16 protein-coding genes are annotated in these 20,527 nt (G+C 72.9%); 8 read left to right on the forward strand and 8 right to left on the reverse strand.

The window, feature by feature from the left end:
- Nucleotides 1-51 precede the first annotated feature (51 nt).
- Nucleotides 52-1,620 carry a DUF4139 domain-containing protein gene (locus A3CE_RS0135660; protein WP_020644888.1) on the reverse strand — a complete coding sequence of 523 codons (1,569 nt, stop codon included), beginning with the start codon at nucleotides 1,618-1,620 and terminating at the stop codon, nucleotides 52-54.
- Between the two features lie 85 nt (nucleotides 1,621-1,705).
- Here A3CE_RS0135660 and A3CE_RS0135665 point away from each other — a divergent pair, with 85 nt between their 5' ends.
- Nucleotides 1,706-3,511, forward strand: a complete 1,806-nt coding sequence (locus A3CE_RS0135665) for a Xaa-Pro dipeptidyl-peptidase (RefSeq protein ID WP_020644889.1) — start codon at nucleotides 1,706-1,708, stop codon at nucleotides 3,509-3,511.
- A 74-nt stretch (nucleotides 3,512-3,585) separates the two neighbouring features.
- A complete protein-coding gene (locus A3CE_RS0135670) occupies nucleotides 3,586-4,983 on the forward strand; it encodes an FAD-binding oxidoreductase (RefSeq protein ID WP_020644890.1) in 1,398 nt (465 codons plus the stop codon).
- Between the two features lie 4 nt (nucleotides 4,984-4,987).
- On the opposite strand, the gene A3CE_RS0135675 is transcribed toward A3CE_RS0135670, so the two are convergent.
- Both A3CE_RS0135675 and A3CE_RS59400 read right to left on the reverse strand, forming a co-directional pair.
- Nucleotides 4,988-5,629: a response regulator gene (locus tag A3CE_RS0135675; RefSeq protein ID WP_020644891.1), complete on the reverse strand. Its 642-nt coding sequence runs from the start codon at nucleotides 5,627-5,629 to the stop codon at nucleotides 4,988-4,990.
- Entirely contained in the window at nucleotides 5,626-6,738 is a 1,113-nt protein-coding gene (locus A3CE_RS59400; protein WP_020644892.1) for a sensor histidine kinase, read from the reverse strand. The genes A3CE_RS0135675 and A3CE_RS59400 overlap by 4 nt, the downstream gene beginning before the upstream one ends.
- Before the next feature lie 108 nt (nucleotides 6,739-6,846).
- On the opposite strand from A3CE_RS59400, the gene A3CE_RS0135685 reads away from it, so the two are divergent.
- A complete protein-coding gene (locus A3CE_RS0135685; RefSeq protein WP_020644893.1) occupies nucleotides 6,847-7,701 on the forward strand; it encodes a M23 family metallopeptidase in 855 nt (284 codons plus the stop codon).
- Nucleotides 7,702-7,859: 158 nt separating this feature from the next.
- The gene (locus A3CE_RS0135690; protein WP_020644894.1) at nucleotides 7,860-8,933 is read left to right on the forward strand and encodes a DUF4192 domain-containing protein; all 1,074 of its coding nucleotides are present in this window, start codon (nucleotides 7,860-7,862) and stop codon (nucleotides 8,931-8,933) included.
- A gap of 98 nt (nucleotides 8,934-9,031) precedes the next feature.
- On the opposite strand, the gene galE is transcribed toward A3CE_RS0135690, so the two are convergent.
- From galE to A3CE_RS0135705, 3 genes are all read right to left on the reverse strand, one after another.
- Entirely contained in the window at nucleotides 9,032-10,021 is a 990-nt protein-coding gene (gene galE, locus A3CE_RS0135695) for a UDP-glucose 4-epimerase GalE (protein WP_020644895.1), read from the reverse strand.
- Between the two features lie 99 nt (nucleotides 10,022-10,120).
- On the reverse strand, nucleotides 10,121-11,305 hold the full coding sequence (galK, locus tag A3CE_RS0135700) for a galactokinase (RefSeq protein WP_026469181.1): 1,185 nt from the start codon (nucleotides 11,303-11,305) through the stop codon (nucleotides 10,121-10,123).
- A complete protein-coding gene (locus tag A3CE_RS0135705; protein WP_020644897.1) occupies nucleotides 11,302-12,018 on the reverse strand; it encodes an iron-dependent transcriptional repressor DtxR in 717 nt (238 codons plus the stop codon). Before A3CE_RS0135705 ends, galK begins: the two co-directional genes overlap by 4 nt.
- Nucleotides 12,019-12,232: 214 nt before the next feature.
- On the opposite strand from A3CE_RS0135705, the gene A3CE_RS0135710 reads away from it, so the two are divergent.
- The 4 genes from A3CE_RS0135710 to A3CE_RS0135725 all read left to right on the forward strand — a co-directional run bounded on the left by A3CE_RS0135710 (nucleotide 12,233) and on the right by A3CE_RS0135725 (nucleotide 18,252).
- Nucleotides 12,233-13,078 carry a sulfurtransferase gene (locus A3CE_RS0135710; protein ID WP_020644898.1) on the forward strand — a complete coding sequence of 282 codons (846 nt, stop codon included), beginning with the start codon at nucleotides 12,233-12,235 and terminating at the stop codon, nucleotides 13,076-13,078.
- A gap of 181 nt (nucleotides 13,079-13,259) precedes the next feature.
- Entirely contained in the window at nucleotides 13,260-14,429 is a 1,170-nt protein-coding gene (locus A3CE_RS0135715; RefSeq protein ID WP_020644899.1) for an acetoin utilization protein AcuC, read from the forward strand.
- A 2-nt stretch (nucleotides 14,430-14,431) separates the two neighbouring features.
- On the forward strand, nucleotides 14,432-17,113 hold the full coding sequence (locus tag A3CE_RS0135720) for a bifunctional acetate--CoA ligase family protein/GNAT family N-acetyltransferase (protein ID WP_020644900.1): 2,682 nt from the start codon (nucleotides 14,432-14,434) through the stop codon (nucleotides 17,111-17,113).
- Between the two features lie 2 nt (nucleotides 17,114-17,115).
- Nucleotides 17,116-18,252 (forward strand): serine hydrolase domain-containing protein, encoded by a 1,137-nt coding sequence (locus tag A3CE_RS0135725; protein ID WP_020644901.1) that lies wholly within the window; start codon nucleotides 17,116-17,118, stop codon nucleotides 18,250-18,252.
- A 52-nt stretch (nucleotides 18,253-18,304) separates the two neighbouring features.
- Here A3CE_RS0135725 and A3CE_RS0135730 read toward each other — a convergent pair whose 3' ends face one another.
- Nucleotides 18,305-19,324, reverse strand: coding sequence for an acyl-CoA dehydrogenase family protein (locus A3CE_RS0135730; RefSeq protein ID WP_020644902.1), 1,020 nt, complete (start codon nucleotides 19,322-19,324; stop codon nucleotides 18,305-18,307).
- A gap of 9 nt (nucleotides 19,325-19,333) precedes the next feature.
- On the reverse strand, nucleotides 19,334-20,497 hold the full coding sequence (locus A3CE_RS0135735) for an acyl-CoA dehydrogenase family protein (RefSeq protein ID WP_020644903.1): 1,164 nt from the start codon (nucleotides 20,495-20,497) through the stop codon (nucleotides 19,334-19,336).
- Nucleotides 20,498-20,527 lie beyond the last annotated feature (30 nt).

Below are 20,527 nucleotides of genomic sequence, written 5' to 3' on the forward strand. Positions count from 1 at the left end.
TCCGGCCGTCACCCGCTTGCCTCATGCGGAACGCGCGCTCGAGTGAATCTCTCACTCCCGCCAGCCCGACAGTTCCACGCCCTTCGCGACATCCACCCGGTACGAAAGCGTCACCACTCCCGTCTCACCCGGCCCCAACGTCAGCTTCCACGTCACCTCGCCCAGCTCCGACGTCTCCACCGGCTCCGGCGACGTTTTCACGTCCTTCACCGAGATCGTGTCGTCCCGGGAGACCGGCACCTGATCCAGCACCGTCACCTCGGCCGGACGCGGCCCGTGGTTCCCCACCGAAATCCGGTACTCCGCCTCCCGCCGCTTCTGGCCGGACAGCGTCGCCTTCGAAGCCGTGCGGCGGACCAGCTCCCGCTCGACGCGGATCCGGTCGTCGACGCCCAGGGCCAGTTCCAGTTCCTCCCCGGGCGCCCACGGCTCGAGGACAGTCGTCCCGACGAACTCCGCGTCGTGGAACACCGAAGCCCGCCCGGGCCGCAAGGCGTGCTCCGAAGTGTTCACCACCGTGGCGCGCAGGTACGCCTCCTCGGCCAGTACCGGCGCCGTCACGTGACCCAGGACCGCCGTCAGCGAAAGCTGCGCCAGGGTCGTCCGGTGTCCCGAAGCGCCCGATGGCACCGCCACCGGGCGCGACGGCCGGTACGTGACCGCCGTCGTGCCCTGTTCGACCGCGGCGAACTTCGGTGCGAGGGCCGGCGCCGCGGCCCCCCGCCAGGCGCTCTTCGAAGCTCCGCCGCCCGCTCCGCCGCCCTCCCCGCCGTACGCCGCCGCGGGCGCCGCGGAGGCCACCGGGACCGGGCGGACGCGGTCGAGGTACCACGGCCGCAGTTCCGGTACCACCACCGACACCGCCGGCCGGGCCGTCGACAGCGCCAGCTCGCACTCCGGCCAGTCCTCGCCCGTCTGCTGGCTGACCAGTCCGTACGACACCACCGTGACGTCGGTGCCGCGCACGCGGACGTCGTAGCCCGGCGTCCAGCTCGCGCCGAGGACCACATAGGACAGTTCCAGCTCGGCCGTCCCCGACGGATCCGTGATTTCCAGCTCCACGACCACTGACGTACTGTCCTGCCAGAGCTGCCCGCGGTGCGCCTCGATCCGCCGGTCGAGCGCGTCGAGGTCTTCGCGCAGCCGGGCGATCCGCTCGGTCAACACCCGCCGCGCCTTCAACGCCGAGGCCAGCCGCTCGCTCAGCGCGTCGGTCACTTCGGCCACGCGTGACGGCTCGGCCGTCCCGGCCGCCAGTGCCTTCGCGAAGCTGCCGCCACTGCGCTTCGCGAGTGAAGTCAGCAGATCCACCTTCATCACTTCGGCCGCTTCGTCGTCCACGACGCCGTCAAGCGTGGCTTGGTCCGAACGCCGTTGCTCGACGAGCGCGCGCAGCGCCGCGTCGGCCGGCGAAGGGTGCTGCTCGCTACGGACGTCGACGCCGGTGATCAGCGCCGGCCCGGTTCCGGTGACGCGCACCGATTGCGCGTCGAGGGCCGGGGACAGCCCGGCGAACGTCAGGCGCGATCCGCCGTCGAGCGGCACGCGGCCCCGGCGGGTGATCCGGGCCTGCTGCGGGTAGACGGTCACGGCGGCGATCGGCGCTTCCACGGTCGGCATGCCTCCGACGTTAGTCTCTTGACACCCCCGCGGCCGGGACGGAAGTCTCGAAACTCGTCCGCTTCGCCCGGCTTTGGGGGTTTGAGTGAAAGCCGCACGAACCGCAGTCCTGCTCCTCGCACTGGCGACCCTGCCGCTGACCGCGGCGCCCGCCGAAGCCGCGCCGCCCGCCCCGGTGTTCACCGGCGGCCAGGCGCAGCCGGTGTTCGACCCGGCCGACGTCGTCCGCGAGGACGTCTGGGTCACCGCGCCGGTCGACAGCGACCACGACGGCGCCGACGACCTCGTGCACGCCCAGGTCGTGCGCCCGCGCGCGACCCAGCAGGGCCTGAAGGTGCCGGTCGTCTACCAGGCGAGCCCGTACTACGCCGGCGGCAACGACATCGCCAACCACGACGTCGACGTCGAGCTGTACGCACCCGGCCACGCCCGTGGCCCGGAAGGCCCGCGCGTCGCCGCGCACGGCGTCGGCCCGGCCACCCCGATCGGCTGGCGGTACCAGGACTACTTCACCGCACGCGGGTTCGCCGTCGTCTACGGCGAATCGCTCGGCACCGGCCTTTCGACCGGCTGCCCGACCACCGGTGACGTCAACGAGACGATCGGCGCCCGCTCGGTGGTCGACTGGCTCAACGGCCGGACGACGGCGCGTGACGCCGCGGGCGCGGCGGCGAACGCGGACTGGAGCACCGGCAAGACCGGCATGATGGGCGTGTCCTACAACGGGACGCTGCCCAACGCCGTCGCGAGTACCGGCGTCGAAGGCCTCGAGACGATCGTGCCGATCGCCGCCATCTCCAGCTGGTACCAGTACTACCGCAACGACGGCGCGGTGGTCGCGGCCGGCGGGTTCCAGGGCGAGGACGCCGACGTGCTCGCCGAGTACGTCTACACCCGCGAAGACCGGCAGGTCTGCCGCCCGGTGATCGACGGGCTGGCCCGCGACCAGGACCGGGTGACCGGCGACTACACGCCGTTCTGGGACGTCCGCAACTATCGCAACGACGTCGCGAAGGTGCACGCCTCGGTGCTCGCGGTGCACGGCCTCAACGACTGGAACGTCAAGACCGACCAGGTCGCCGAGTGGTACGACGCGCTGAAGGCGCACGGCGTCGAGCACAAGATCTGGCTGCACCAGGCTGCGCACGCCGACCCGTACAACCTGCGGCGCGACGCCTGGCTCGCGACGCTGAACAAGTGGATGTCGCACTACCTCTACGGCATCGACAACGGCGTCCAGAACGAGCCGAAGGCGACGATCCAGCGCGAGGACAAGTCGTGGACCGACGAGGCCGACTGGCCGGCGCCGGGCACCTCCGACGTCCGCGTGTACCCGTGGCCGGGCGGCCGGGCAAAGGGCACCATCGACACCCGCAACCCGGTCCCGGGCACGGCGGCCGTCGAAACCCTCGCCGACGACTCGGCGAAGACGATCGAGCAGCTCGCCGGGCTCGCGTCGTCCGGCAACCGCCTGCTCTACGCGACGCCGGCGGCGAAGCAGGCCGTACGCCTCTCCGGTACCGCGAAAGCCGACCTGGCGCTGGCGTTCGACCGGCCCGCGGCGAACGTCTCGGCGATCCTGCTGGACCGCGCGCCCGACGGCACGTCCCACGTGATCAGCCGCGGCTGGACCGACCCGCAGAACCGCACGTCACCGGCGCGCACCGAACCGATCACGCCGGGGCAGACCTACCGGATCGGCGTCGAGCTCATGCCGAAGGACTACGTCCTCGCGGCGGGGCACCGGCTGGAGTTCCTGCTCGCGTCCAGCGACCACGACTACACACTGCGTCCGAAGCCGGGCGCCGGGCTGGCCCTAGACCTCACGAAGACGTCGGTGACGCTCCCGGTCACGGGCGGCAAGCCGGCGCTGCGAGCCGCGTTCGGCTGACGGCGGCGATCACGCGATGTAACGATCGTCGCAGGTCAGGCGACACATGGGGGCACCCTGCGAGAAGAGCCGCCATGACCTCGACCGCCGAACCCACCCTGGAGAGCCTGCGCGCCCGGCTGTCCGGCGCGGTGCTCACCGACGGTGATCCCGGCTACGACGTCGCCCGGGCGGTCTGGAACGGGGAGATCGACCGCCGTCCCGCCGTCGTCGTGCGGCCCGCCGGTCCCGGGGACGTGGCGACGGCGCTCGCGTACGCCCGCGAAGCCGGACTCGACGTCTCGGTGCGCGGCGGCGGCCACAACTACGGTGGCGCCGCGGTGGTGGATGGCGGCCTCGTCGTCGACCTGAGCTCGCTCGACGCGATCAGCGTCGACCCGGACGGCCGCACCGCGCGCTGCGGCGGCGGCACCACGTGGGCGCAGCTCGACGCCGCGACGCAGGCCTACGGGCTCGCGGTGCCGGGCGGCACGATCAGCCACACCGGCGTCGGCGGTCTCACCCTCGGCGGCGGCTTCGGCTGGCTCACCGGCAAGCACGGGCTCTCCTGCGACAACCTGCTCTCCGCCGAGGTCGTCACCGCGGACGGCGAGGTGCTGCGCGCGTCCGCCGAGGAGCACCCCGACCTGTTCTGGGCGCTGCGGGGCGGTGGCGGCAACTTCGGCGTCGTCACCGAGTTCGAGTTCCGGCTGCACCCGGTGGGCCCAATCGTCCACCTGGGACTGTTCTTCTGGGGTCTCGAGGACGGCGTGGCCGCGTTGCGCCAGGCTCGCGAGGTGCTCGCGACGCTGCCCGCCGAGATGGGCGTGCTCGTTGCCGGGCTGAACGCGCCGCCGGCGCCGTTCGTTCCGGAGCAGCACCACTTCCGGCCCGGTTACGCCCTGCTGATCGCCGGGTTCTCGGGGGAGGAGCAGCACGCCGAGGCGATCCGGGCGGCGCGGTCGGGTCCGGCGCCGCTGTTCGAGTTCGTTTCCCCGATCCCGTACGTCGAGCTGCAGAAAATGCTCGACGACGCGGCGCCGTGGGGCATCCTCGGCTACGAAAAGGCCGCCTACACCGACGGGTTCACCGACGAGGTCATCGAGGTCATCGCGGACTTCCTGCCGCGGAAGACGTCCCCGATGTCGCTCATGCCGATCTTCACGATGCGCGGCGCGTTCACCGAGGTCGACGACGACGCGAGCGCGTTCGGCGGGCCGCGGCGGGAAAGCATCCTGATCAACATCGACTCGATCGCGCCCGAGCCGGAGCCGTTCGCCGTGGACCGCGCGTGGGTGCGCGAGTTCTGGGCGGCGTTGGTGCCGTTCTCGTCCAACCCGGCGGGGTACGTCAACTTCATGGCCGAGTACGAAGCGGACCGCGTCCGGACGTCGTACGGGCCCGCGAAGTACGAGCGCCTCGCCCGGATCAAGGCCGTCTACGACCCGCGGAACGTCTTTCACCACAACGCGAACATCCCGCCCGCGACGTGACCGGTCAGCCGGCGAGGCCCGCCCGGTAGGCGAAGGCGACCGCCTGCGCGCGATCGCGCAGCCCGGCCTTGGTGAACAGGTGGTTCACGTGGGTCTTCACGGTCGCTTCGCTGACCACCAGGGTGCGGGCGATCTCGGTGTTGGACAGCCCGGCCGCGATCAGCCGCAGCACCTCGATCTCGCGGGCGGTCAGGCCTTCGACCTCCTTGACGCGCCGGGGAATGCTGCGGGTGGCGGCTTCGACGAGCCGCCGCTGCAGCTCGCCGTCCACTGTGGACTGCCCGGCGGCGGCCGAGCGCAGCGCCCGCGCGATGGACTCGGCGTCGGCGTCCTTGGTGAGGAACCCGCGGGCGCCGGCGCGCAGCGCGGCCAGCAGCGATTCGTCGTCGGCGTAGGTGGTGAGCACGACGACCTCGGTGTCCGGGTGCTCGGCGCGGATGCGCTCGGTCGTCTCCACGCCGTCGCAGCGCGGCATCCGCAGGTCCACCAGCACGACGTCGGGGTGGTGCTCGGCGACGAGGCCGAGTGCGGCCAGCCCGTCGGCCGCGGCGCCGACCACCTCGATGCCGGGCAGCAGCCCGAGCAGCGTGACCAGGCCCTCCCGGACCACCGCCTGGTCGTCGGCCAGCACGACGCGCAGCGTCACGCCGGCACCGTCAGGTGAATCCGCCATCCGTCCTCCCCCGGCCCGCTCTCGAACCGTCCGTCGAGCAGCGCGACCCGCTCGCTCATCCCGCGCAAACCGTAGCCTGCCGCCGGCGCGTCGGGTGGGCGCCTGCCCTGCCGGTCGGCCACGGTCAACGCGACCTCCCCGGTCCGGTAGCCGAGGGTGACGTCGACGTCGGCCTGTGCCGCGTGCTTGCGCGTGTTGGCCAGCGCCTCCTGCACCGCGCGGACCAGCGCGGTGCCGGCCGCCGGGTCGAGCTCGCGAGGCTCGCCCTCGACCGTCAGGTCCGCCCGGGCCCCGCTGTCCAGCCGGTAGGCGGCCAGGAGGTCGGCGATCGTGCGTTCGACCGGAACGGCGTCCTCGCGCAGCGCGGCCACGGCTTTGCGGGCCTCGGCGAGGCCTTCCGACGCCAGCTTCTGGGCCCGTTCGATCTGCGCGACGGCGTCCGGGCTCGCCCCGTCGCGCACCAGCATGAGCCGCGCGCCCTGCAGGTTGAGTGACAGCCCGGCCAGCGAATGCGCCAGCACGTCGTGCAGCTCGCGGGCGATGCGGGCGCGTTCGGCGAGGGCGGCCGCGCGCGTGTGCTCTTCGGTGGCCGTCTGGGCGCGGGCGAGTGCCAGCTCGGTCTGCTCGATCCGGGCCAGCCGCGTCCGCCGGTTGATGCCGAGCAGCACGACGATGGCGAGGATCGTGCACGTCGGCAAGGCGCCTTCCCAGACGTCGTGGTAGGCCGCCCAGAACGCGATCGTGGCCAGGTCCAGCGCCACCGCGAGGACGATCGGGACGATCGCCTGCCGCAGGACGATGAAGAACGTGCAGCTGAACATCGTCACCGACGCCCAGCTGTTCGGCACCAGCGCCCAGAGCACCCCCGCGCAGAGGAGCACGGCGAGCAGCAGTACCGGCGGCAGGGTCCGCTCGCGGATGTCGTAGAGCCACAGCAGCGGGACCGACAGGACGAGGGTGATCCCGATCAGGATCCACGCGAGCGTGTTCGCCCGGGGCATCGCGGCGAACATCGGCACCGCGACGAACGCCCAGCGCAACCAGGCCTGGGCCTGGGGAAGCCGGGCTCGTCCGGTCGTCATTTCCGGCTCCTCCACGGGGTGCTTGTACGGGGTGCTTGTACGGAAAATGTACCGACGCGGGCTTCGCTGGGTGGCGTCAAGATGTCCCGTTTGTCAGGAGGTTTCCCCATGTCCAGGTTGCGACGGCTCGCCCTGCTCGCCGCCGCCGCGGCGCTGCCCGCGCTCGGCCTCACCCTCGCCGGCCAGGCGCCCGCGTCCGCCGCGCCCAACTTCCAGGTGCCGTTCAAGTGCGGCGTCACCGTGACCGCGGCGACTTTCGACGACCACCGGCCGCAGAACGCCGTCGACTTCCAGAAGTCCGGCATCACGGGGATGCCGGTGCTCGCGTCGGCGTCCGGCACCGTGACGCGGGTGGAGAACAGGGGGAGCGAGAGCTACGGCCGGTTCATCGAGGTCGACCACGGCAGCGGCTGGAAGACCCTCTACGCGCACCTGTCGACCCAGACGGTTTCGGTCGGGCAGTCGGTCGTCGGCGGCAAGCAGATCGGCACGGCAGGCGCGACCGGCAACGTCAGCGGTCCGCACCTGCACTTCGAAGAAAACCTCAACGGCGTCACGCAGCGCGCCGTCCTGAACGGGGTTTCCGTGCCGTACTACGCGCACACCAACTTCACGAGCAAGAACGACTGCGGTGGCAACCCGTACTCCGCCGAAGAGGTCTGCGGCGACGGCTTCTCCGTCGTCGACCAGCAGGCGCTGGCGAACTCGTCGGGCACGGCCTACCTGCTGTACAACGCTTCCACCAAGGCGAACTGCGTGACCACGCTCAAGGCGACGTCGCTCGGCACGGCCAGCGCGGTTTCGGCGTTCCTCGAGGTCCAGGGTTCGGCCCGGGTGACCGATTCCGGCAGCTTCACCTACTACGCCGGGCCGGTGAAGAAGACCGCCGATTCCACCTGCGTGAAGTGGGGCGGCTCGGTGGGCAGCAACACCTATGAAAGCGGTTTCGAGCACTGCGACTGAGCCGGGCCGGTCGGTGGGGCCGGGCAGCATAGCCCGCCCCACCGACAAAACCGCCCCGCCCGGCCGCCGCCGGGCGGGATTCGTCCACATCGGCCCCACCTGTCCACAGATTTGCCGCCACCGCCCCATCCGGGCTCGTCTTGGCCCACGGTGGAGGCATGACCACTGCCACCCCGGCCGGCCGCTCGCCGGTCGACCTCCGAAGCCCCGCGCAGCTGCTGGCCGCGCTCCCTTACCTGATCGGGTTCCGGCCCGAGAAGTCCGTTCTCCTGCTCGGCCACCGGGCGCCCGCGGGCAACCGGCTGGGCCTGACGCTGCGCGGCGATCTGCCGCGCCGCGAGGACCGGGCCCGTCAAGCGCGGGCACTCGCGCCGAAGCTCGCCGCCGAACCGCACACGGGCGTGACGCTGGTGATCGTCGGCGGCCGGCGAAGATCCGGCAGCCCGCCGCCCCACGCGGGCTTCATCGAGAAACTGTCGGCGGCACTGGCCGAGTTCGGCCTCCCGGTGCTGCACGCGATCTGGGCGGCCGACATCGCGGCGGGCGCGCCGTGGGCGTGTTACGCCGACGCGGACTGCGGCGGCGAGCTGCCGGATCCCCGCGCGACCGTGGCGGCCGCGGTCGCCACCGAAGGCGGCGCGGTGTACTTCGCCAGCCGCGACGAACTGGCGGCGCTGCTGGCCCCGCGTTCGCCGGAAGCACTCGCCCGCCGAGCGGACTTGTTAGTGCGGCAGCCCGACCTCCCGTGGCCCGAAGCGACCTGTTTCGCCGAGGCGGCTTCGGAAATCCGGGCCGCCTTCGACCGCCAGCGCCGCGACGAGGGCCCACCGACCGACGAGGAAGCCGTCTTGCTGGCGAATGCGCTGACGCTTCCCGAGATCCGCGACGAGTGCCTGGGAATGGCCGTCCCACCCTGCACCCCGGTGGCGCGTGCGGCCGAGCGCCTCTGGCTCACGCTGGTCCGCGAGCTGCCGGCCCCCGAACGCGCCGAAGCGGCGGCGCTCCTGGGATACACGGCCTACCTGCGCGGAGACGGCACGTTCGCGGGCATGGCGCTGGAGAACGCGCTGGACGCGAACCCGGACGACGTCCTGGCCGGGCTCTTGAGGACGGTGCTGCGCCTGGGCTTCCCCCCGGAGCGGCTCCGCGGCCTGGCCACGGCCGCCGACCCGGCGGGCGTGGCGGGATTCGGCCTGGCACCACCCGACGTCGGCCTGAGGCGAGCCGGGTGAGGTTCCGTGGTGACAGGCTCAGCCTGGTGCGGTGTCGCGAAAGGACGGTCCGCGGGTGAGCGCGGGCAGGCCGCGAAGGCCCGCCCACGCTGTCCGGCTCAGCCCTGGGCCGCGCGCCGTGCCTGGGTGAATTCCCAGGCGTCGCGCACGATTCCCGTCAGTTCGGTGCGTTCCGGCTTCCAGCCCAGTTCCTCGCGGGCCCGGTCGCTGGCCGCCACGAGCACCGACGGGTCGCCCGCGCGGCGCGGGGCCACCGCGGCCGGCACCGGGTGGCCGGTGACCTCGCGGCAGGCCTCGATCACTTCGAGCACGGAGAACCCGGTGCCGTTGCCCAGGTTGTAGATGCGGTGCGCGCCGGCGGTGGCGTGCTTGAGCGCCAGCAGGTGCGCGTCCGCGAGGTCCACGACGTGGATGTAGTCGCGGACCGCGGTGTGGTCCGGCGTCGGGTAGTCGTCGCCGAAGATCTGGATGCGCTCACGGTCGCCCGAGGCGACCTGGAGAACGAGAGGGATGAGATGGGTTTCCGTGGCGTGGCGCTCGCCGAAGGCGCCGTAGGCGCCGGCGACGTTGAAGTAGCGCAAGCTGACCGCGGCCAGGCCGTGCGCGGTGGCGAAGCTCGTGATCGCGGCGTCGATGGCGAGCTTGGTGGCGCCGTAGGTGTTGGTCGGCCGGGTCGGCGCGGACTCCGGGATCGGCGACTGCTCCGGCTCGCCGTAGGTCGCCGCGGTCGAGGAGAACACCAGCCGTGGCGTGCCGTGCTCCTGCATCGCTTCCAGCAGCCGCAACGACGTGACGACGTTGCCTTCCCAGTACTTCGCCGGATCCGTCATCGACTCGCCGACCAGCGACTTGGCCGCGAAGTGCAGCACGCCGTCGAAGCCCTCGCGCAGCAGGCTGCCCGCCACCTCGGCGGCGTCGCCCTCGATGAACCGCGCGTCCGGGTGGACGGCGTCGGCGTGCCCGGTGGACAGGTCGTCGACGACCGTGACCTGGTGCCCGGCTTCGACCAGCCGGGCGGCGCAGACACTGCCGACGTACCCGGCTCCGCCCGTGACGACCAGCTTCAGGGCGTTGCTCTGCTCCGACACATCCAGGCCTTTCTGCCGAGGGTGACTGTGCTCGACAGTCTTCCCCCTCGGCGACGCGCGGGTCCGCGCGGGGGTTGCCCCCAGCGGACCCGCGCGGCCTCAGAGCTCGTCGCGGCCGGCACCGCGGGAGGGCACCGCCGTGAACATCCGCGGCCGCCGGTAGCCGGCCTTTTCGTACGCCGCCTCGACGGCCGCCTTGACCCCGTCCAGGTCGGCGTCGCGGACCAGCGCGATCGCCGAGCCGCCGAAGCCGCCGCCGGTCATCCGCGAGCCCAGCGCGCCGGCCCCCCGCGCCGAGTCGACCGCGAGGTCCAGCTCGGCCGTGGAGATCCGGTAGTCGTCGCGCATGCTGACGTGCGAGGCGTCGAGGTACGGCCCGATGTCGGCCAGCCGGCCGGCGCGCAGCAGCTCGACCGTCTCGAGCACTCGCTGGTTTTCGGTGACGACGTGCCGCACCAGCGGCGCCAGGTCCGCCGGCAGCCGGTCGAGGGCTTCGGCGAGGTCTTCGACGGTGACGTCGCGCAGCGCCTTCACCCCGAGCAGCTCGGCGGCCCGCTCGGTGCCGCGGCGGCGCTCGCCGTACCCGCCCTCGGCGTGCGAATGCTTGGTGCGGGTGTCCATGATCAGCACCTGCAGCCCGGCCTCGGCCAGGCCGAACGGCACCTGCTCCTGCTCGCCCGAACGCACGTCGAGGAACAGGACGTGGGACTCGGTGCAGCAGAGGGACGCCGTCTGGTCGAGCAGTCCGGTCGGCGCGCCGACGAAGTCGTTCTCCGAGCGCTGCACCCACCGCGCCACCTGGGGCCGCGTCGGGACCCGGTCGCCGGGAGTGTCCAGCTCCAGGCCGGCCAGGCCGAGCAACGCCAGCGATACCGCGCACTCGAGCGCGTGGGAGGAGGACAGGCCCGCCCCCGACGGCACGTCCCCGGCGACGACCAGGTCGGCGCCGGCGGTGAAGCCCTGGTCACGCATTACCCAGGCGACGCCGGCCGGGTACGCGGCCCACCCGTCGACCGCGCCCGGCGCCAGGCCGGCGATCTTGAGCTCGCCGGAGCGCTGGATCTGGCCGTCGTCACCCAGGGTGGCCACGGACAGGATGCCGTCTTCGCGGGGCGACGCCGCCGCGGCCAGGCGGTGCGGCAAGGCGAAGGGCAGCACGAAGCCGTCGTTGTAGTCGGTGTGCTCGCCGATCAGGTTGACCCGGCCCGGTGCCGACCAGACGCCGGCCGGCGCGACGCCGTGGACCGTGCGGAACGCCGCCACGGCGTCCGTAGCGGGGCTCATCGGGCCTGCGCCAGGACGGCGTGCAGCGCGGAGCTGGCGACCTGGGCGGTGGTGTCGCCGCCGGTGACCTCGATGGTGCCGCCGTTGGCCTTGCCGACGGTGACCGTGCCGCCCGGCACGATGCCGACGGACTTGAGCTCGGTCATCAGCGACTCGTCCAGCTGGACGTGCTCGGCGATGCGCCGGATCTCGACGCGGCCGCCGCCGGTGCGGGCGAACTCGTCGAGCCGGACGAGGTCGGCTTCGGCGGGTGGTGCGGGGTCGCCGTCGCCCAGCTTGTCGAGGCCGGGGATCGGGTTGCCGTAGGGGGAGGTGGTCGGGTGGTCGAGCAGCTTGACCAGCTTGCGCTCCACGGCCTCGCTCATCACGTGCTCCCACCGGCACGCCTCGTTGTGCACGTGCTCCCACTCGAGCCCGATCACGTCGACGAGGAGGCGCTCGGCCAGGCGGTGCTTGCGCATCACCGCGATGGCCAGTTCGCGGCCGTGGTCGGTCAGCTGGAGGTGCCGGTCGTCGGCCACCACCACCAGCCCGTCGCGCTCCATCCGGGCGACGGTCTGGCTCACGGTCGGGCCGCTCTGCTGCAGGCGCTCGGCGATGCGGGCACGCAGCGGGACGACACCCTCTTCTTCGAGCTCGTAGATCGTACGCAAGTACATCTCGGTGGTGTCGATGAGATCGTTCACGCTGTCCCCTTCGTCCGCGTTGCTCATCGTAGTCGTTGCGCCTGGCTGCGGCGGCGGGCGCCGGGGATACCGCGCCGATGGTTACCGATCCGGCCACAGCCACGGCCGAAGACTTCGTGGCGACGGTTACCTGCCGAGCGGGGGACGGCCCGCTTTTGGCCGGATCGGTGACAACTCGCCGGTGGGGGATATGTCCGCACCCCGGCGCGGCCGGGTGCGCGGCCGCTGGAAGATGGGAGGCATGCGTCCGCTGATCAGCACCACCGACCTCGCCGCCGCACTGGCCGGCCCGGCCGGGGACCGGCCCGTCGTCCTCGACGTCCGCTGGCGGCTCGCCGGCCCGCCCGGCGCCGAGTCCTACCGGGAGGGACACGTGCCCGGCGCGGTGTTCGCCGATCTCGACCGGGTGCTCGCCGGCGAGCCGGGCGAGGGCGGCCGGCACCCGCTGCCCGACCCGGCCGCCCTGCAGCGTGACCTCCGCGCGGCCGGAGTGCGCGCGGGGGCGCCGGTGGTGGCCTACGACGACGCCGACGGCTCGGTGGCCGCGCGGGCTTGGTGGCTGCTGCGCTGGGCCGGCCACGACGAGGTGGCGGTGCTCGACGGCGGTTACGCGGCGTGGACGGCCGGCGGTCACCCGGTGAGCACCGAACCGGCGCGGCCGGAGCCGGGCGACCTCACGGTCCGGCCGGGCGGGATGCCGGTCCTCGACGCGGACGAGGCGGCCGCGCTGGCCCGCGACGGCCTGCTGCTCGACGCCCGGGCGAACCCGCGCTACACGGGCGAGACCGAGCCGGTCGACCCGCGCGCGGGGCACATCCCGGGCGCGGTGAACGCCCCGTTCGCGGGGCACACGGACGACGACGGCCGCTGGCGCACGCCGGAGCAGCTGGCGGCGAGGTTCGCGGACCTGGGCCTGCGTCCGGGCGAGCCGGTCGGCGCGTACTGCGGCTCGGGGGTCACGGCCAGCTCGGTCGTGCTGGCCCTGGAGCTGGCGGGCCACCCGGGCGCGGGCCTGTACGCGGGCTCGTGGTCCCACTGGTCCCGCAACCCCGGCCGCCCGGCGGCGACGGGCGCCCTCCCCGGCTGACCGCCACCGCCACGCCGGCTCCCGGCCCCGGCCGACACCTCGGCCGACCCGGTTTCGAGGTCCGTGAAGGCCACCTTGAGGAACATAGAGTTCCTCAAGGTGGCCTTCACGCCAGACCGCCGCCACCCGGCCGGGCTTTCGAGTCCACGCATCCGCGCGATCGGCACTACAGTCGGACGGTATGTCGCCGGCCGTTGTTTGGGACCGTGCCCTGCTGGGCTACGACCTGGGTGGGGAGCACCCGTTCAACCCCGTCCGGCTGGAGCTCACCGTCCGGCTGGCCACGGAGCTCGGCGTGCTCGACGGCGTCGAGCTGCTCGTTCCCACGAGCGCCGGGGACGAGGAGCTCCTGCGGATCCACGCCCCCGAATACCTCGCCGCCGTGCGGGAGGCGCCGCTCGTCGGGTGGGATGTCGGGCACGGGCTCGGGACCGCCGACAACCCCGTCTTCTCCGACATGCACGACGCGTCCGCGCTCGTCGTCGGCTCCACGCTGCTCGCCGCCCGGAAGGTCGCCGAGGGCGAGGCCAGCCGGGCGGTCAACATCGCCGGGGGCCTGCACCACGCCATGCGCGACCAGGCGTCCGGCTTCTGCGTCTACAACGACTGCGCCGTCGCCATCTCGTGGCTGCTCGACCACGGCTTCGACCGCATCGCCTACCTCGACACCGACGTCCACCACGGCGACGGCGTCCAGGCCGCCTTCTACGACGACCCGCGCGTCCTCACCATCTCGCTGCACCAGCACCCCTTCACGCTCTGGCCGGGCACCGGCTACTCCGCCGAGACCGGCCGCGGGAAGGCCGACGGCACCGCCGTCAACGTCCCGCTGCCGCCGCGCACCCGGGACCCCGGGTGGCTGCGCGCGTTCAACGCCGTCGTCCCCTCGCTGCTCGCCGACTTCGAACCGCAACTGCTCTTCACCCAGTGCGGTGTCGACTCGCACGAAGAAGACCCCCTGGCCGACCTGTCGCTGTCCGTCGACGGTCACCGCACCATCTACGCCACCCTCCGCGACCTCGCCGAGACCTACGCGGGCGGCAAGTGGATCGCCGTCGGCGGCGGGGGCTACCAGCTGATCCGCGTCGTGCCGCGGTCGTGGACGCACCTGATCGCCACCGTCCTCGACCGGGACGTCGACCCCGCGACGCCACTGCCGCCCGGCTGGGTTTCGACCGTGAGCAAGGCGGCTCCGCACGCAGAGCTGCCGCGCGCGATGACCGACGACCGCGACACGGAGTTCAAGCCGTGGGGCGACGGCGAGGACGACCCGGTCGACATCGCCGTCCGGGACACGCGCCGCGCCGTCTTCCCCCTGCACGGCCTCGACCCGGACGATCCCAGGGACTGACCATGGCCGGACGGGACCCCTTCGACTACCCCCGCGACTGGGAGGCCGACGTCGTGCTGTCCGACGGCGGCACCGTCCACCTGCGCCCGGTCGTGCCCACCGACGCCGACGGCCTCGTCGCCTTCCACGCGAAACTCTCCGAGCGCACGCGCTACTTCCGCTACTTCGGTGCCTACCCGCGGATCCCGGAGCGGGACCTGAAGCGGTTCTCCACGGTCGACCACCACGACCGGGTCGCGTTCGCCGCGTTCCTGGGCGACGACATCGTCGCGGTCGGCCGGTACGAACGGCTCGACCACGGGCCGTCGGCGGAGGTCGCCTTCGTCGTGAGCGACGCGCACCAGGGCCGCGGGCTCGGCTCCATCCTGCTCGAGCACCTCGCCGCGGCCGCGTCGGAGTGCGGGCTGCGCCGGTTCGTCGCCGAGGTCCTGGCCGAGAACGCCGCCATGGTGCGCGTCTTCCGCGACGCCGGCTACCAGGTCAGCCGCGAGATCGAGGAAGGCGTGCTGCACCTGGAGTTCGACATCGACCCGACCGAGGAGTCCCTCGCCGTCGCGCGCTCGCGGGAGCAGGCGGCCGAGGCACGCAGCGTGCACAACCTGCTGCACCCCTCCTCGGTCGCGGTGATCGGTGCCTCCACCGAGCCGGGCAAGGTCGGCCACGTCGCCTTCGTGAACCTCCTGGCCGCCGCGTTCACCGGCACCGTCTACCCGGTCAACCCGGAGCACCACTCGGTCCGCGGGGTCCGCGCGTACCCGTCGGTGCTGGACATCCCGGACCCGGTCGACCTGGCGCTGGTCGCGGTGCCGGCCGAGGCCGTCGAGTCCGTTTTGGACGCTTGCCTGGCGAAGGGCGTGAAGACCCTGCTGATCGTCTCGGGCGGGTTCGCCGAGGCGGGCGCGCACGGCCTGCACGCCGAGCTGCGGCTGGTCGGGGAGGCGCGGGCGCACGGCATGCGCGTGGTCGGCCCGAACGCGCTCGGTGTGCTGAACACCGCGCCCGGCATCCGGCTGAACGCCACGCTCGCGCCGCGGCTGCCCGCCCGTGGCCGCACCGGGTTCTTCTGCCAGTCCGGCGCGCTCGGCACGGCGATCCTCGCCGACGCCGAAGCACGCGGCCTCGGCCTGTCGACGTTCGTCTCGGCCGGCAACCGCGCCGACGTCTCCGGCAACGACCTGCTGCAGTACTGGGAGACCGACCCGGACACCGATCTCGTGCTGCTGTACCTGGAGTCCTTCGGCAACCCGCGCAAGTTCGCGCGGCTGGCCCGCCGGCTGGCCCGCACGAAGCCGATCGTCGCGGTGAAGTCGGGGCGGCACGCGGTCCGCCCGCAGCTGGCCGCGACGTCGACCGAGATCGACGAGGCCAGCGTCCAGGCGCTGTTCGAGCAGGCCGGCGTCGTGCGGGTGGAGTCGCTGGCGCAGCTGTTCGACACCGCGCTCGTGTTCGCCCACCAGCCGCTGCCCGCCGGGCCGCGGGTCGGCATCGTCGGCAACTCCAGCGCGATCGGGCTGCTGGCCGCCGACACCGCGCGGATGCAGGGGCTGCGGCTGGCTTCGGACCCGGTGGACGTCGGCCCGCAGGCCGCGCCGGAAGAGTTCGCCAAGGCCGTCGGCGAGGCCCTGACCTCGCCGGACACCGACGCGCTGGTCGTCGTGTTCGCGCCGCCGGTGGCGATCCCCGGCACCGCGTACGCGCGCGCCCTGCGGGAGACCGTCGTGGAACTGGGGCAGCGCAAGCCGATCGTCTCGACGTTCCTCGCCGCCGAAGGCGTTCCGGACGAACTGGCCGTGCTGTCCGGCGACGGCGTCCCGACGCGCGGATCGATCCCGTCGTACCCCAGCCCGGAACGCGCGGTGATCGCCCTCGCCCGGGTCATCCGGTACGCGGCTTGGCGGCAGCGCCCGCAGGGCACGCTGGTCCGGCCCGCCGGGATCCACACCGAACAGGCGCAGGGACTCGTGCGCGAATTGCTGGAAAGCGAGAGCGGCAAGACGACGCTGCTCTCGGACGCCGACGTCGTGCGGTTGCTGGGCTGCTACGGCATCGACGTCGTCCCGTTCCGCATCGTGTCCACTGTGGACGACGCGGTCGCGGCGGCGGGCGAGCTCGGCTACCCGGTGACGCTCAAGGCGGTCGACGAACGGCTGCGCGGCCGGCCCGACCTGGCGGGGGTACGGCTCGACCTCGCCTCCGAGGACGCCGTGCGCACCGCGTACGAGATGTTGCGCGAGGTCTCCGGCGACGACGACGTCTACGTCCAGCGGATGGCCCCGAAGGGCCTGTCGTGCGTGATCGGGCTGCAGGACGACCCGTCGTTCGGCACGCTCGTGTCGTTCGGGCTGTCCGGGCTGGTCAGCACGCTGCTCGGCGACCGCGCCTACCGGGCGGTGCCGCTCACCGACGTCGACGCCGCGACCCTGCTGCGCGAGCCGCGGACGGCGCCGCTGCTCACCGGCTACCGCGGTGACGAGCCCGCCGACCTCGCCGCGCTGCAGGACACGGTGCTGCGGGTGGCCACGCTCGCGGAGGACAACCCCGAGGTGCGCTCGCTCGTGCTGGACCCGATCCTGGCGTCGCCGGACGGCGCCTTCGTCGCCAACGCGCGCCTGGTGCTGGGGGCGCCGCCGTCGCGACCCGACACCGGCCCGCGCCGGCTGCGCGCGATCAACCCCCAGGACTGATCATGACCGTGCTGAACGAGGTGCTGGCCCGGCACATCGGCGACGTGCCGGGTGCGGTGGCGCTGGTGGCGCACGGCGACCAGGTCGAAGCCGCGGCCGCCGGCTCGGCCGACGCCAAGGGGACCGTGCCGATGGCGCGGGATTCGCTGTTCCGCATCGCGTCGCTCACCAAGCCGATCACCGCCGCGGCGGTCCTGCTGCTCGTCGACGAAGGCGAACTGGCGCCGGCCGACCCGGTCGCGCGGTGGCTGCCGGAGCTGGCCTCGCCGGTGGTCGTCCGGACGCCGTCCGGGCCGGTCGACGACGTGGTGCCGGCACTCCGCCCGATCACGGTGGCGGACCTGCTGACCTTCCGCTGCGGGTACGGCCTCACGGCGGACATGACGCTGCCCGCGGTCGACCTGCTGCTCCAGGTCCTCGGCCACCCGGCCGCGGCACCCCGGGCGATGGCGCCGGACGAGTGGCTCGCGGCGCTGGCGCAGGTGCCGCTGCTGCACCAGCCGGGCGACGCGTGGCTCTACGACACCGGCTCGGACCTCCAGGGCGTGCTGGTCGCGCGGGTGGCGGGCCGTCCGTTGCCGGAGTTCCTGGCGGAGCGGCTGTTCGAGCCACTCGGCATGGCCGACACCGGGTTCGCCGTGCCCACCGCCGCCCTGGGCCGGTTCACCAGCGCGTACCGCCGCGGCGAGGAGGGGCTCCGGCTGATCGACTCGCCTGAAGGGCGATGGAGCAACCCGCCGCCGTTCCCGTCCGGGGCGGGCGGGCTCGTCTCGACGGCGGACGACCTGCTCGCGTTCGCCCGGTTCCTGCTGAACGAAGGCACGGTGGGTGGCCGTCGGCTGCTGACGCCGGAGTCGGTGCACCGGATGACCACCAACCACCTGACGCCGGCCCAGCGCGAAGCCGGGCGGACGTTCCTGCAGGGCCAGGGCTGGGGGTTCGGTGGCTCGGTCGACGTCGAGGCGGAGGAGCCCTGGGAGGTGCCCGGCCGCTACGGCTGGATCGGCGGCGCGGGAACGGCCTGGCACCTGGTCCCCTCGACGGGCACGGCCACGGTGCTGCTGACCCAGGTCGAGCTGACCAGCCCCGGCCCGACCCCGCTGATGCAGGACTTCTGGACCTACGCGGCAAAGCCGTGAATGGCACATTGACGGACTTGAAGTCTCTCAATGTGCCATTCACGGACTTCGCCTAGTCGAGAGCGAGGAGGTTGCCCAGGGCCAGGAGCTGGGGAGTTGCGGAGCCGAGTTCGAACTCCAGGCGTTTCGCCGCCGCGAAGTAGCGGTGCACGACGTGGTCGACGTCGATGCCGACGCCGCCGTGGACGTGGACCGTCGTGTGGGCCACCCGGTGGCCCGCCTCGGCCGCCCAGAACTTCGCCGTCGCGACGGCTTCCGCGGCCGGGAGGTCCGACGACAGCCGCCACGCGGCCTGGAGCGTCGTCAGCCGGACTGCTTCGACGTCGAGGTAGGCGTCCGCGAGGCGTTGGCGCACCGCCTGGAACCCGCCGATGACGTGGTCGAACTGCTTCCGCTCGGCCGCGTACGCCGCCGTCAGCTCGAGAGACCGCTCGACCACGCCGAGCTGCTGCGCGCAGACTCCGACTGTCCCGCGCAGGCGCAGCCACTCGCCGATGTCGCCCAGCGAGATCCCGGGGACGTCGGACAGTTCCAGCAGACAGGCGTCCGCGTGGTCGGTCGTCTGCTCCGGCCGCACCGACACACCCGAAGCGGCCGCGTCGACCAGGAACACCTCTCCGGACGCGGCGACCAGGAAGCCGTGCGCGAACGCGCCGGCCGCCACCGCCGGCCGGCTGCCGGACACCCGGCCGTCCGAGGCGGTGAACCCGGACAGGGCCACCGCGAGAACACGTTCTCCGCGCAGCACCGGCAGCACCCAGCGGTCCACCAGCTGCGGCGTCCCGAACTCGGCCAGCGCCGACGCCGCCATCGTGATCGAGGACAGGTAGGGGACGGCCGCCACCGCGCGGCCGATCTCGGTGAGCACCGCGCACTGCTCCAGCAGCCCGAACCCGCCACCGCCGAGCGACGTCGGCAGGGCTGCGTCCAGCACGCCCGCCTGGCCGAGTGCCGTCCACAAGGGAGCGTCGAAGCCGCCGGTGCCGTGGGGCTCGTGGGTGATCTTGTCGGCGAGGATCCGCCGGGTCAGCGCGGCGAGGTCGGCCGACGCCTCGGAAGGGGTGAAGTCCACTGGACGCTCCTAGCGCGTGACGGGCAGGCCGAGGGCGGTGGCGGCGATCATGTCCCGCTGGATCTCGTTGGTGCCGCCGCCGAAGGTGAGGATCAGCGCCGAGCGGTGCAGCCGTTCGATGCGCCCGGCCAGCAGCGCACCCGGTGAACCTTCGCGGACGACGGCGGCCGCGCCGAGCACCTCCATCAGCAGCCGGTAGGCCTCGATCGCGAACTCCGTGCCGAACACCTTCGTCGCCGACGCCTCCGCCGGGCCGAGGTTGCTGGCCGCGGCCGCCCAGGCGATCCGCCAGTTCCGCAGCTTCAGGTACTCCGCGCCCGCGTGCACCCGCGCGAGATGCAGCCGCACCCATTCGTGGTCGATGGCGCCGGTCTCCTTCGCCCAGTCCAGCACGTCGGCCAGCGCCTTGCGGATCGGCGCCGACGACGTCAGCGCGACGCGCTCGTGGTTGAGCTGGTTGGTGATCAGCGGCCAGCCCGCGTTCTCCTCGGCGACGCGCGCCGACATCGGCACACGCACGCTGTCGTAGTACGTCGCGCTGGTCCCGGCACCCGCGACCGTGTGCACCTTGGTCCACGAAAACCCGGGTGCCGACGTCGGCACGATGAGGATCGACAGCCCGCGGTGCTTCTTCGCCGACGGATCGGTCCGCACCGCCAGCCAGACGTAGTCGGCGTACTCGATCAGGCTGGTCCACATCTTCTGCCCGGTGACGACGTACTCGTCGCCGTCGCGCTCGGCGCGCGTCCGCAGCGACGCCAGGTCGGTGCCGGCCTCCGGCTCGGAGTAGCCGATCGAGAAGTGCAGCTCGCCGGCGGCGATCTTCGGCAGGTAGAACGCCCTCTGTTCGTCGGTGCCGTAGCGCATGATGGTCGGCCCGACGGTGTTGACCGTGAGGAACGGGACCGGCACCCCGGCGACGGCCGCCTCGTCGGTGAAGATGAGCTGGTCGAGCATCGGCCTGCCCTGCCCGCCGTACTCGCGGGGCCAGCCCAGCCCGAGCCAGCCGTCCTTGCCCAGCTGCCGGACGATCTCCTTGTACGCCAGGCCGTCGCCGTATTCGCCGCCGCCCGAGCGGAGGCCCGCACGGCGTTCGGGCGTCATCAGTTCGGCGAAGTACTCCCGAAGCTCGGCCGCCAGCGCGCGCTGCTCCGGCGTGTAGTCGATCCGCACCCGTCACCCCGATCCGGCGTTACACTAGAA

This window comes from Amycolatopsis balhimycina FH 1894 (assembly GCF_000384295.1).
GTDB classification, from domain to species: Bacteria; Actinomycetota; Actinomycetes; order Mycobacteriales; family Pseudonocardiaceae; genus Amycolatopsis; species Amycolatopsis balhimycina.

Bases quoted from the DNA above. Each gene is read 5' to 3' on its own strand.
- A3CE_RS0135670 (WP_020644890.1), top strand. From the start codon at position 3,586: ATGACCTCGACCGCCGAACCCACCCTGGAGAGCCTGCGCGCCCGGCTG.
- A3CE_RS0135705 (WP_020644897.1), bottom strand. From the start codon at position 12,018: ATGAGCAACGCGGACGAAGGGGACAGCGTGAACGATCTCATCGACACC.
- A3CE_RS0135720 (WP_020644900.1), top strand. From the start codon at position 14,432: ATGGCCGGACGGGACCCCTTCGACTACCCCCGCGACTGGGAGGCCGAC.
- galK (WP_026469181.1), bottom strand. From the start codon at position 11,305: ATGAGCCCCGCTACGGACGCCGTGGCGGCGTTCCGCACGGTCCACGGC.
- A3CE_RS0135710 (WP_020644898.1), top strand. From the start codon at position 12,233: ATGCGTCCGCTGATCAGCACCACCGACCTCGCCGCCGCACTGGCCGGC.
- A3CE_RS0135715 (WP_020644899.1), top strand. From the start codon at position 13,260: ATGTCGCCGGCCGTTGTTTGGGACCGTGCCCTGCTGGGCTACGACCTG.
- A3CE_RS0135660 (WP_020644888.1), bottom strand. From the start codon at position 1,620: ATGCCGACCGTGGAAGCGCCGATCGCCGCCGTGACCGTCTACCCGCAG.
- A3CE_RS0135690 (WP_020644894.1), top strand. From the start codon at position 7,860: ATGACCACTGCCACCCCGGCCGGCCGCTCGCCGGTCGACCTCCGAAGC.
- A3CE_RS0135725 (WP_020644901.1), top strand. From the start codon at position 17,116: ATGACCGTGCTGAACGAGGTGCTGGCCCGGCACATCGGCGACGTGCCG.
- A3CE_RS0135685 (WP_020644893.1), top strand. From the start codon at position 6,847: ATGTCCAGGTTGCGACGGCTCGCCCTGCTCGCCGCCGCCGCGGCGCTG.
- A3CE_RS59400 (WP_020644892.1), bottom strand. From the start codon at position 6,738: ATGACGACCGGACGAGCCCGGCTTCCCCAGGCCCAGGCCTGGTTGCGC.